The 12,365-nt window shown below is 48.5% G+C and carries 8 protein-coding genes and 2 tRNA genes; 2 read left to right on the top strand and 8 right to left on the bottom strand.

The window, feature by feature from the left end:
- A tRNA-Glu gene (locus IPL32_16090) sits at positions 1–75 on the bottom strand.
- Between the two features lie 173 nt (positions 76–248).
- Here IPL32_16090 and IPL32_16085 point away from each other — a divergent pair.
- Both IPL32_16085 and IPL32_16080 read left to right on the top strand, forming a co-directional pair.
- Positions 249–3,119, top strand: a complete 2,871-nt coding sequence (locus IPL32_16085; protein ID MBK8467336.1) for an aconitate hydratase — start codon at positions 249–251, stop codon at positions 3,117–3,119.
- A gap of 100 nt (positions 3,120–3,219) precedes the next feature.
- A complete protein-coding gene (locus tag IPL32_16080) occupies positions 3,220–5,862 on the top strand; it encodes a hypothetical protein (GenBank protein MBK8467335.1) in 2,643 nt (880 codons plus the stop codon).
- A gap of 81 nt (positions 5,863–5,943) precedes the next feature.
- Here the strand turns inward: IPL32_16080 and IPL32_16075 are convergent, their stop codons facing one another.
- From IPL32_16075 to mltG, 7 genes are all read right to left on the bottom strand, one after another.
- Positions 5,944–8,616, bottom strand: coding sequence for a S8 family serine peptidase (locus IPL32_16075; GenBank protein MBK8467334.1), 2,673 nt, complete (start codon positions 8,614–8,616; stop codon positions 5,944–5,946).
- Positions 8,617–8,738: 122 nt separating this feature from the next.
- Positions 8,739–8,814, bottom strand: a tRNA-Arg gene (locus tag IPL32_16070).
- Positions 8,815–8,824: 10 nt separating this feature from the next.
- Positions 8,825–9,430 carry a peptidylprolyl isomerase gene (locus tag IPL32_16065; protein ID MBK8467333.1) on the bottom strand — a complete coding sequence of 202 codons (606 nt, stop codon included), beginning with the start codon at positions 9,428–9,430 and terminating at the stop codon, positions 8,825–8,827.
- Between the two features lie 13 nt (positions 9,431–9,443).
- Positions 9,444–9,893: a D-tyrosyl-tRNA(Tyr) deacylase gene (locus IPL32_16060; GenBank protein MBK8467332.1), complete on the bottom strand. Its 450-nt coding sequence runs from the start codon at positions 9,891–9,893 to the stop codon at positions 9,444–9,446.
- Positions 9,893–10,381, bottom strand: a complete 489-nt coding sequence (locus IPL32_16055) for a peptidylprolyl isomerase (protein ID MBK8467331.1) — start codon at positions 10,379–10,381, stop codon at positions 9,893–9,895. Before IPL32_16055 ends, IPL32_16060 begins: the two co-directional genes overlap by 1 nt.
- Positions 10,381–11,256, bottom strand: coding sequence for an HAD family phosphatase (locus IPL32_16050; protein MBK8467330.1), 876 nt, complete (start codon positions 11,254–11,256; stop codon positions 10,381–10,383). Before IPL32_16050 ends, IPL32_16055 begins: the two co-directional genes overlap by 1 nt.
- Positions 11,253–12,359 carry an endolytic transglycosylase MltG gene (gene mltG, locus IPL32_16045; GenBank protein ID MBK8467329.1) on the bottom strand — a complete coding sequence of 369 codons (1,107 nt, stop codon included), beginning with the start codon at positions 12,357–12,359 and terminating at the stop codon, positions 11,253–11,255. The genes IPL32_16050 and mltG overlap by 4 nt, the downstream gene beginning before the upstream one ends.
- Between the last annotated feature and the right edge of the window lie 6 nt (positions 12,360–12,365).

The raw sequence follows: 12,365 nt of genomic DNA, 5'->3' as shown, positions 1-12,365 counted from the left end.
TGGTAGCGCCTAGGGGAGTTGAACCCCTCTTTCAAGGTTGAGAACCTCGCGTCCTAACCGATAGACGAAGGCGCCAAAAACGGCAATTCAAAAGTATAAAATATAATGGCCGTCAGGGCAAAGTGAGTTTTTATGCACCTGCTTACCCTCGCATATTCTATAAAATCATCCCCAAACCACATTATCTTTGAAATTGTCGGCAAACCCTTTTATAATGGGAGTTTGGCCTGATGGTCAGCTACATCACTATGACACACAATTTATTCAATTCGCAGCATACATTTCAAACGGGATTCGGAACAGACGGCGGCTTTTATTCGCTTCCTCAGCTTGAGAAAGAGGGGCTTGGAGCGATCTCACGGCTTCCTGTTTCTATTCGTGTTGTTTTGGAAAGCGTACTACGCAATTTCGACGGCGGGAAGAAGGTGAGCGAAAGCCATGTTCGCGAGTTGGCTGCTTGGGGAGCGAATGATGAACGGACGAACGAGATACCGTTCGTCGTTGCTCGTGTTGTGTTGCAGGATTTTACAGGTGTTCCTTTGCTTGTAGATCTGGCGGCGATGCGTTCTGCGGTAACACGAATGGGCAAGGATCCAAGTGTCATCGAACCGCTCGTGCCGGTCGATCTGGTGATAGACCATTCCGTTCAGGTCGATTTTGCGGGTAGTGAATCGGCATACACGCGGAACATGGAGATGGAATTTAAACGAAATGACCAGCGTTATCGCTTCCTGAAATGGGGAACTCAGGCGTTTAATGGATTTAGCGTAGTGCCGCCGGGAATCGGCATCGTTCATCAGGTAAATCTTGAATATCTCGCAAAAGGAGTGTTTGAACGCGACGGCGTTTATTTTCCTGATTCACTTGTCGGAACGGATTCGCATACGACGATGATAAACGGCGTTGGCATTGTCGGCTGGGGTGTTGGCGGTATCGAGGCCGAGGCCGGAATGCTTGGTCAGCCGGTATATTTTCTTACGCCTGATGTGGTTGGCGTGCATTTGACAGGTGCATTGCCTCAGGGAGCAACTGCAACAGATCTCGTGCTGCGCATTACGGAAATGCTTAGAAAAGCTAGCGTCGTAGGTAAGTTTGTTGAATTTTTCGGTGAAGGCACTGCTGCACTTCATGCTACAGACCGAGCGACGATCGCCAATATGGCGCCTGAGTACGGAGCGACGATGGGCTTTTTCCCGACAGATGAAAAAACGCTCGAGTATTTTGCAAACACAGGTAGAACTGATGAGCAGATCGACACGATCCGACATTATTATCAAGCCCAGCAGATGTTCGGAATTCCGCTTGACGGGGAAATTGACTATACAACCGTCATTGAATTGAACCTCGAAACGATCACGCCTGCTGTTGCCGGGCCAAAACGGCCGCAGGACCGTATTGAACTTTCGAGTCTCGATGACCGTTTTATTGAGCTTTTCTCAAAGCCTGTTGCCGATGGCGGTTATGGTAAGGTTGCCGATGACCTGCAAAAGCGATTTAGCGTGACGATGGGTTCGCATCCGGTCGATATCGTCGAAGGCGGAGGCGAGCAGAGTGCAAAGTCGATCCCTGAATCGATACACGACACAACATCGCCCGACAATACGAATGTCAGCACCGAGATAGAGATGGTGAATAATCGCCCGACGCCGGATCGAGTCGAGTTTAGCGATGATGAATCTCCAACCGTGACGACAAATATCGGCAATGGCGATGTGCTTATTGCGGCGATCACATCATGCACGAACACTTCGAACCCAGCGGTGATGATCGCAGCGGGAATTGTTGCTAAGAAGGCCTTTGAAAAGGGATTGAAGGTGCCGCCGTATGTTAAAACCTCTTTGGCTCCCGGTTCGCGAGTTGTTACCGAGTATCTCGAAAAGGCCGGATTACAGAAGTATTTGAACGCTATCGGCTTTGACCTTGTCGGATACGGCTGCACAACGTGCATCGGAAATTCTGGACCGCTTGATCCTTCGATCGAAGAAGAGGTTGTTGAAAATGACATCATTGCCGCTTCGGTACTTTCCGGCAACCGTAATTTTGAAGCGAGAGTTCATCAAAATATCAAGGCAAATTTCCTGATGTCGCCGCCGCTTGTGGTTTCCTATGCACTGGCGGGCACCGTTCTAAAGGACGTTATTCTCGACCCGATCGGTCAGGATAAAGATGGCAATGACGTTTTTCTTCGCGATATTTGGGCTTCGCTGGATGAGGTGAAGGAATATTTGCAGCATGCTTTTGATCCTGAAATATACAGAAACCTATATTCACAATTTGCCGAACAAAATCCTCTTTGGAATGGAATAGAATCGAGTGTTGGACAGATATATGAGTGGGATTCTAATTCGACCTATATTCAGGAGCCGCCGTTTTTTGAGAATTTTTCTATGGAAACAGGCAGTTTTTCTGACATAAAGGGTGCAAGGCCGCTTGCGATATTTGGCGATTCGGTGACAACTGATCATATTTCGCCAGCTGGAGCCATTAAGGCAAATGCGCCTGCGGGCTTGTATCTACAAGAAAAAGGCGTTGAAACTCAGGACTTTAATTCCTATGGTTCGCGGCGTGGAAACGACCGCGTTATGCTTCGCGGGACTTTCGCAAACGTGCGTATCAAGAACCAAATGGTAGCACCGGTCGAGGGCGGATTTACTAAACATCAGCCCGATGGTGCTGACATGAGCATCTATGATGCTGCGATGGCTTACAAGGCCGAGGGAACGCCGCTTATCATATTTGCGGGAACTGAATACGGAACAGGCAGTTCGCGAGACTGGGCGGCCAAGGGAACTTCGTTGATGGGGGTAAAAGCCGTCGTTGTTCAATCATTTGAACGCATTCACCGCTCAAATCTGGTTGGAATGGGCGTGCTTCCTTTGCAGTTCAAGGATGGCGAGTCGGCTGCGAGCCTTGGACTCGACGGCACGGAAACCTTTGATCTGACCGGACTTGAGGGAACTGAGGTTCGTCCGAGGCAGGATGTGACGATAACAGTGAATAGGGCCAATGGCGAGAGCCTCGAAATTTCTTTAACCCTTCGAATCGATACGCCGATCGAGATCGAATACTATAAAAACGGCGGTATTTTGCCGTATGTATTGCGTCAGCTCGTGAGTTAAAAGTTGTTGTAAAAAGAGCGCAAAAATGCTAACTTAATACTCTATCAGTTTATTTATAACTGCGTCCGCCACCACCTAAGTCGTATTTTTGGAGTTAAAAATGAAAAAACCACTTTCCGTCTTTATATTTGCCATATTGATCTGTTCCACGTGTTTCCCGGCTTTTGCTCAACAGGCCAGCTCCAAGGCGGTCTCAAACCCCAATGTCAGAGGCGCCGTTGCCGAATATGAAAGCATGAAGGCTTTCACCGATGGCCAGGGCGTTTACATTCGATGGGAAATGAAGTCCGAGCTCGGAAATCTTGGATTTTCGATTTTTCGCATGGGCGATAACGGCCTTGAGCCTGCCGGGCCGGGACTTATCATGGGTTCCTATTCAAAAGCCGGTCAGCGGATGTTATATGGCGAAGTGTACGAGATGTATGACCCGCTCGGAACATTAGATTCGACTTACGTGATTCAAAATAAATTTGTTAACAACACAGTTGTGTCTACCGATGTGTTTAGCCCACGATTTACTTCGGATTTTCCGGTCGACACAGGCCACACAAAGGCTGAACTTGAAAATTTGATTCGCTCAAGGACCGGCGAAGTTAGAAGGGACAATCTTGCTCTTCCCAGCGATTTGCAGGCGGTTGTGGACCGCTCAACGCTACCGCTGAATCCAGAAATGCAAAGGGTAGTCGTCAGTCAGCAGGGCGTTAAGATCGCAGTCAAAAAAGAGGGGATGTATCGCGTAACGCGGGCAGAACTTCAAGCGGCAGGCTTTGACGTGAACAGCGATCCGACAAACTGGCGTCTCTTTATGAACGGTAACGAGCAGGCAATAATTGTTGAGCCGACCGGTCAATACCTTGATTTTTACGGCAAGACACTTGATGTGCGCGAGACCGACACGCGAACTTATTTCTTGATCTCAGACACTGTCGCTGGCAAGCGAGTGATTTCTAAAATCCTTAACAACATCGGCGGCAATGTAATGTCGAAAAACTACCGGCTCAGTGTCGCGATGAAGGAAAGGAAAAACTACAACCCTACCATCAGGAATGGAGATGTAGAGAATTTTTGGGGACGTCCCATTACTAATACAGTACCGACATGTCCAAGCCCTAATCCTAACGATCCGTGTTTGTCATTCGATCTTAGCGGAATTGATACGGCCGGCTTGAATGCGTCGATTAGCCTGAAAATTCAGGGGTTGACCAACGGAGCACACTCCGTTAAAGCTATCTTAAATGGCCAACAAATAGGGTTTGTATACGGAGCTAACAAGGATAGTTTTTCCGCAGATCTTTCGGTACCCGCGAGCGTTCTTGTCGAGGGACAGAACACCCTCCAACTTGCGACTAGCCGCTCATCGGACACCTGTTATTTTGATTCGATCAAGATAAATTATACGAGAAAGTATGCAGCAGACCAGAACAAGGTATTATTCTTCACGCCTGGCTATCGAAAATTAGATGTTACAGGGTTTACCTCACCAAATATTCGAGTGTTTGATACGACATTGGATGGCCATCCGGAGTTGATCACCGATCTGCCCATAACGCAAAACGGAAGCTCATATTCAGTGCGAATGCCGTCAAATCGGCCTGCGGTTATGTATGGAGTCGAAGATACGGGGCTGTTACAGTCACCGTCTATCACGATGAATAACGCATCGACTTTAGCTAGCCCGAACAATAACGCTGATATGGTAATTATTTCGCATTCAGCAGCGGATTTTATGGCGGCGTCTGAGACGTGGGCAAACTATCGACGAAGCGTGGCAGGAGGCGGTTTTACTGTGAATGTGATCGATGTAGCCGATATATTTGACGAATTCAGCTACGGTGCTCATAGTGCGACGGCGGTAAAGGACTTTCTCGTTTACGCCAAAAATAATTGGCAAACTTCGCCCCGTTACGTTTTGCTTATTGGCGATGCTTCTTACGATCCTCGCAATTACATAGGATTGGGTTCAAACGACCTGGTCCCGACAAAAAACGTTGATCTCATTTATGAGGAGACCGCAAGTGACGAAGCCCTGGCGGATTTTAACCATGATGGCCTTGCTGAAATGGCGATCGGAAGAATACCGGCTCGAACGGCCTTTGTCATTAACACCGTGCTTAATAAGACAATTGGCTTTGAAACGCCTCTCAATCAGTCCTTAGATCGCGGGGCTCTTTTTGCATTTGATAGGCCGGATGGCTTTGATTTTGATGCTATGAGTCAGTTTTTAGCTGGTCAACTGCCTGCCAGCATGCCAAAAACTTATGTAAACAGGATGATACCTCCGGCTAACACACAGCCCGATCCAAATGGAAATGCCAATCTGCGCAATGCGATGAATGCCGGCAAATACATCGTCAACTACTCCGGGCATGGGTCGGCGGGAACTTGGGCGTCGTCTAATTTTTTCAGTTCTAATGATTCGCCATTTTTGACCAACACGAATAGCCAATCAATCTTTACGATGCTGACATGTTTTAACGGGCTGTTCTTCTGGGCACTTAATGACTCGTTGGGTGAAGCCTTATTGAAGGCTAATGGAGGAGCGGTCGTAACATGGGCGTCGACCACTGAAACCACACCTGATTATCAATTAACGATGGGTGCCAGATTTTACACAAAGCTCGGCGAGGGCAACATCAACCGGATGGGAGATCTTGTCATTGATGCAAAATCGAGTATCGCCGGAAGCGACGTTGGGTATTCGTGGGCGTTGCTGGGTGATCCTGCTCTAAAGGTAAGACAATAATCAGACTCGCAATTCTAATAAAAGAGGCCGTCCAAGTTGGACGGCCTCTTTTGATTGGATGATCGACTATCGGTTTTGCACTCACTCGCTGATCATAGTCAACGGAGTGATCGTAACCAACCCGTTTGCTGCCTCAACGCTTGGAGCACCTTCGTTAAATACGATGCGTTCCCAGGTAAGCGGTGAGTTTGCCCCTAAAGTTCCAACGATCCAGAATCTAAGGTTCAAAAGCGTTCCCGCTTCGGTCATCGGCGTTGTTCCATAAACGGCGACTCTCAATAGTCCCGGCTCGATAGTGTTGTACGCGATCGAAAAGCCTCGGCTAGCAGTTGCGTCCAGACCGACCGGATTGCTTTGCGGCGTCATCACTGCCGGATCATATCTCAAATCGAATTCATACGAGATAATGTTTTTTCCAGTGAGGCCGCTAACGCTAATGGGAATGTTAGCATCGCCAGTCTGACTCAGTATCTTGGGTGCTGCGACCAAAATCGGTCTTTCCGGCCCATTCGTGTATGTAGGACGAAAGCCCGCATTGACCCAATTACCTGTAACATCGCCCATAAGCAAAGCAGCGTAATCTTCGCCGGTGATGCTTGAGGTAACCGACGGATGAGTAACATTTACCGGAATGAATTTCCAAGTGCCGGACGATCCAACGTTTGGTGCAGATACAGCGAATGATGCCACCATTGCAGAATCAAAGGAGGAAACGCTTCCTGAGTTGCTCACGTCTCCAACTATCAGCTGTGTGGCATTTAGTGTGTTCGCCCCAACTACATACTGAGCTATTCTTGCAGCGTCAAACGACGTTATTGAGCCGTTCTGGCCGCCTGATTTAGAAGGCGTAATCGTGTACGAACCTGCCCCGAATCCGCTTAACGAATATGTTCCTAAAGCATCGGTTGTAGCCGATATAGGTGTCGAACCGGCACCGCTTAGAAGAACGTTAGAAACCAATCGTGTTGCAGGTGCTCCGATCGCGTTGCCGTAAGTGACGGTACCGGAGATCGTTGCTGCAGCCGGTGTTGGAGTGTTTGTTGCAGTTGCTGCGGCAGTTGGTGTATTTGTTGGTGTTGAGGTGTTTGTGGGCGTGTTTGTTGCCGTTGCGGTTGGCGTAGAGCCTCCTGCAGCGTTAAATGCGGCGAGGGCATCAATTCGCCCGTAGCCAAAGGAATTATTCGGAATCTGCGTCGAAGGCGTTCCACCGCACGTTTGCGTACCGGTTGTTATGTTTACGTTTGGATTTGCCGTATTCTGCAGTAAAGTTTTTGTCGCTTCTATATTTCGCTCAAGCGCCGGACGTGCGGACCATAAAAGTGCAACTACGCCTGCAACGTGCGGGCCTGCCATAGAAGTGCCGCTCAAATTACCATAACTCGTATCACTTGAAAATGTTGAAGACCTGATGCCCGATCCGGGAGCCGAGATATTTGGCTTGAGGAGGTTTGGTGTATAAAAAAGGCTCGGCCCGCGGCTGCTGAAACTAGAGAGGTTGTTAGAGGTCGGACTTATTGACCCCACGGAGAATGCAGCATTGTAAATCGCGGGAGCGTCTTCCACCGTTGAGCAGCTCGGACCGGCGTTGCCTGCCGAAACTACAACAAAAATACCCGCAGCCTGTGTATTATTTACTATCGTTTCCAACTCGGCACCAGTTGTGCAGCCCTCGCTGGCAGGACAGCCCCACGAGTTGTTCATTACGTGTGGACGAAGCGAAGGGTTCGCATTGTTGCCCGTAAGATCTGTTGGGGCAATGAAGAACTGAAAACACTCAGAGTATGTTGCGGGCGTGCCGTTACCGGAGTCCATATTACGGCATCCGATCCACTTCGCTCCGGGAGCGACACCGACCTGATTGGTGCTGCCGTCATCACCAACGGTAGTGCCTGTTGTATGAGTTCCATGTCCGTTGTCATCGCACGGAGCTAAGGCATTCCGGCCACAGGGATTAACTGCGGGAGATCCTGGAATCTGAGAATGAATAGAATCATACCAGTTGAAATTATGATCGGCCGTCGTGCCGTTCCAGCCACGATACTTGGGTTTAATTGCGGTGTGTGTCCAACGCATGCCGGTATCCTGATTGCCGATGACCATATTTTGACCTGTAAACCCAAGTGCCCACACGGCCGGGGCATTTACATTTGTTAGGCCGGGTTCCACCGTTTGAGGTGCGTCAGGACGTTCCGAACTTTCCTGAAAATCAGCAATGGCAGGATCTTCGATCCATCGTGCCTGCCTGTTAGAATCGATCCGTTTTACATCCGACCTCAAACTGAGTTGGTCAGCCGTAGTACGGTCAACCTCGGCGATCAGCATATTCGCGATCCAATAGGATTTGAACTCCACGCCGCGTGCCGTGAGAAAAGACTTTAGATCACCCTGCGTTTGTTCGGCGTGGGTACGAAGAGTGTTATAAACGTACCAGCCGCGTTCGTCTTGGTCTTTAATGCCGTAAGCGGCACTCAGATCAGCCTGATCCGCCAAAAAGATCACTACAGAGGCTGTTTTGCTGTCGAACAGATCGTCCACAACAGCAGGGGCGATCTTAGATCCCGGTTTGTTTTTGAGAACATTTACAAACAGGGAATCGACACTTGTCTCATTCACCAAAGACGCGTTAGCTTTAACCGTTCGTGTTTTTGTTTCGAAAAGGGCAGTGATGGTTAACAACAACAAGAGCGAGCCAACAAAAATCGCTCTAAAACCAAGCAAAGTTGATCCGCGAAGATCAAAAGTATTGTGTTTCATAAGATTGTATTTCAAGGTCGGACTGCCGTTATGATAACGCTGAAATCGTATTTATTCAAGGTTTAAGTCTGTTCAAATACAAAAAAAGAGCATTGAAAGCAATGCCCTTACAAGAATAAAACTGGTACTCGCGGCGGGATTTGAACCTGCGACTTCTTCCTTCGGAGGGAAGCACTCTATCCACTGAGCTACGCGAGCGCTAGGCGATCTATTTAGGTTGGATGGTAATGCTCTTTATCTTGACCGGATCTAACGGCCGTTCACCGTTCTTTGGAACACCCACGATCGTGTCAGCATTATTCATTCCTTCGATAATTTTGCCGAAAACAGTGTAGTTTTTATCCCATCCGGGATAACGCTGCATGGTTATGTAAAATTGACAGTTTGCCGTGTTCGGATCGTTTGTTCTGGCAGCACCGACAATGCCCTTTTCAAATGGCACATCTGAAAACTCTGCGGGAACATTCGGTTTAGATGAGCCGCCTGTTCCATCACCTTTCGGATCGCCGCCCTGAATTACGATCCCGCTGATGCGGTGAAAGGTAGTGCCGTTATAAAAGCCTTCTTTAGCAAGCTCCTTGAAACGTTCGACCATTTTGGGAGCAATGTTGGAATAAAGCTCCATTTTCATTTTTCCGTAAGCCGGATTGTCCATCTCAATTATCGCAACCTCATTGTCGGCGACCGGAGCGACACCCGTTTTTACGTCAGGTTTATTTGAGTTCGCCTTGGTTGCATTAGCAGGTTTATTCTCACCGCAAGAAATTATGAATATGAGCACCAAAAGAAACAATGGATAAGCGAGTTTTTTCATAATGTAATATTTATCAAATTGAGTTTTTACTGTCCAGAATTATAGTCACCGGTCCATCATTAACCAGTTCAACATTCATCATCGCGCCAAATTCACCGGTTGCAACCTTTTTCACCGATTCTCGAGACTTGGTTACGAAATAGTTATACCATCGTAGAGCAGTTTCTCCTGAAGCTGCTTCTATAAATGATGGCCTTCGGCCTCGACGCGTATCGCCGAAAAGCGTAAATTGCGAAACAACGAGCAATTCACCGCCTATGTCGGCGAGAGAAAGGTTCATTTTGCCTTCTACGTCGTTAAAGATCCGCAAGTTAACTATTTTATCAACAATATAGTCGGCATCCTTATTGTCATCCAGATGTGTGACACCGAGCAAGACTAGCACCCCTTGACCGATCTCGCCCAAAACACAGTTATCGACAGTTACCATTGCCTTCGTCACGCGTTGGATGACGGCGCGCATTATGCTTCTTCAATATACACGCGGTTCATTACGACCGGATCGTGCGGCTTGTCATTGCTGTTTCGATCAACCATCGCTATCGCATCGACCACATCTTGCCCTTCGATCAACTTGCCGAATTTGGTATAGCTCGGCGGCAGCGGATAATCGATGTGCATGATGAAAAACTGCGAGCCGTTCGTGTTTGGCCCTGAGTTCGCCATCGCAACAGTGCCTTTGTCATATATACCGGCGTAGAGATCAGATCCACGGTCGATCTCGTCGTCAAACTTGCCGCCCCAAGCCGATTCACCGCCATAACCTTCACCAAGTGGATCGCCGCCCTGGATCATAAAGTTTGGTATTACACGATGAAAAATAACGCCATCGTAATAATTCTTGTCTGCGAGAAGGCGAAAGTTCTCGGTTGTTTTCGGAGCGTCTTCTTCCAGAAGCTCAAATTTGATAGTGCCCTTATTTGTTTCTAAAACTGCAGTTCTGTTTCCCACTAAATATTCTCCTGATTTAAGATAAAACGTTCTATAGCAGCGGCAACGCCGCTCTCGTCATTACTTAAAGTTGTATAAAATTCCTCGCGTTCAAGCAACTTGGTGTCGGAGTTTCCCATTACGACGGCGGTTCCAGCGTACTCGAGCATTTCAAGGTCATTGAAGTTGTCGCCTATTGTCATCACGTTTTCAGGCAACAGGTTATTCAGTTCAGCCAGCATTGCGACGCCGTGTCCTTTCGAAGCGTCAGCAGGAAGAATATCTATCAGCGTAAAATCAAGACGTGGATAGATCGTCGGCAGGATCGTGACCGAATTACCCAATTCACGGCCAAGCACTGATATCATCGCGCTCATGGCATCGCAACTTCCGGAAAAGGAGATGTGAACGATCTCGTGTTCGTGAAGAATGGCTTCAAGGTTGGGCACGTGAGCTACGCCCTCGCGGCCCGGCGCGCCGCCGTGTAAATTCTCCGACCAACGAAGATATTTCCTCAACGGGAGATTGTCTTCCGAAACGCGGTCATATAGCAGCGTACCGTATCCGCACGGATCGGTGCTGACCAGGGCGTCACCGCCATAGTCTTTTCCTACGCGAACAATTTCAAGACTCGTTTCGGTCGGGAGGGGCGAACAGGAAACCACCTCCTCCGACTGGGCATATTTTAACAACGCACCATTATGAGTGATCAGCGGGGCGTTCAACTCCAACTCCAACCCAACAGGCCGCGCATCGCGAAAGCGTCTGCCAGTTGCGATCGTTACAAGAACGCCGCGCTCCTCTGCAGCTCGTATAGCGACGCGGTTTGCGTCTGAGAGCTGGCCATTGGAATCAAGTGTTGTTCCATCGAGGTCGAGGGCGAGGAGTTTGATCATTGGTTGTTTTGCTCTGCGCGTTTTTCCTGTCGTTCCTTTTCGAGCCACTGCTGATACCTTGCCTTACCCTTCTCAAATTCTGCCGCGGAAGCATAAAACCAATGCGAGCCGTCGTTGCGATCTACATCTCGGACGTAGAATATATAATCGTTCCGATCAGGAAACAGCGCGGCTCTTATAGAACTTTCCGATACAGATGAGATCGGGCCGGGCGGAAGTCCAACTTTTATTCGTGTGTTGTAAGGCGAATCGACATCGAGGTCACTGCGATGTATCGTGCCGTCCCAACGGCCCATCATTTTTGCAATGTAAACATTGGTCTGGTCGATACCAAGCGGCATATTTTTCGACAGTCGGTTGTTGATAACGCCGGCAACGATTGGCCGTTCGCTCTCTACACCAGTTTCGGTCTCGATCAGCGATGCAATTGTGACGATCTCATGCGGCGTGTGGCCGGCTGATTGTGCGAGCGCTGTCCATTCCGGCTTCCAAGTTTTCTTGAACTGTTCGACCATAACTTTGATGATTTGCGCTAGGTCTGCATCTCTAGATAGGCTGTAGGTACTTGGATAGATATAGCCCTCGAGACTCGTGGCCTGAGGGGCAATGTCCTTAATAAGTGATGTGTCGTTCATCATCTCAAGTACAACTCGCGTCCTGCGACCTTCGACCGTTTCTCCTATTGTCTCTACATTAAGAAATGCATTAGGGAATTTCTCGGCGATGCGTTTTGCAATATCAAAGCGAGTAAACCCTTCGGGAATAGTCAGCTTGGTCGTCTGTGTTTCACCTTTCTCGAGTTCCTTGAAAACTTGCAGCGGCGTGATCGGCGAAGGGAATTGATATTCGCCGGCCTGCAAATTGGACGTGTCTCCAAACAGTCGCAAGTAAATTAGCGTGGCAGTATAGTTTGCTATAACGCCTTCGCCAGAAAGTTTTGCGATGATCTGTTTCGGAGTCGAGCCTTTTTCAATAACGATGAACTGATCTGCTTTGCTGTGTTCTTGCGGCGCTTTGACGGCGCTGAAAATCCAATACGAAAATCCTGCGCCGGCCAGCACCGCAACTATCAAAAGCACAAAAACTATCTTTACAACCTTCATAACAAT

The organism is Chloracidobacterium sp., assembly GCA_016711345.1.
Classification (GTDB): domain Bacteria; phylum Acidobacteriota; class Blastocatellia; order Pyrinomonadales; family Pyrinomonadaceae; genus OLB17.
This window is presented reverse-complemented; position numbering and strand designations above follow the sequence as displayed.

Coding starts and splice junctions, on each gene's coding strand:
- IPL32_16085 (MBK8467336.1), top strand. CDS start 249: ATGACACACAATTTATTCAATTCGCAGCATACATTTCAAACGGGATTC.
- IPL32_16060 (MBK8467332.1), bottom strand. CDS start 9,893: ATGCGCGCCGTCATCCAACGCGTGACGAAGGCAATGGTAACTGTCGAT.
- mltG (MBK8467329.1), bottom strand. CDS start 12,359: ATGAAGGTTGTAAAGATAGTTTTTGTGCTTTTGATAGTTGCGGTGCTG.
- IPL32_16075 (MBK8467334.1), bottom strand. CDS start 8,616: ATGAAACACAATACTTTTGATCTTCGCGGATCAACTTTGCTTGGTTTT.
- IPL32_16080 (MBK8467335.1), top strand. CDS start 3,220: ATGAAAAAACCACTTTCCGTCTTTATATTTGCCATATTGATCTGTTCC.
- IPL32_16065 (MBK8467333.1), bottom strand. CDS start 9,430: ATGAAAAAACTCGCTTATCCATTGTTTCTTTTGGTGCTCATATTCATA.
- IPL32_16050 (MBK8467330.1), bottom strand. CDS start 11,256: ATGATCAAACTCCTCGCCCTCGACCTCGATGGAACAACACTTGATTCC.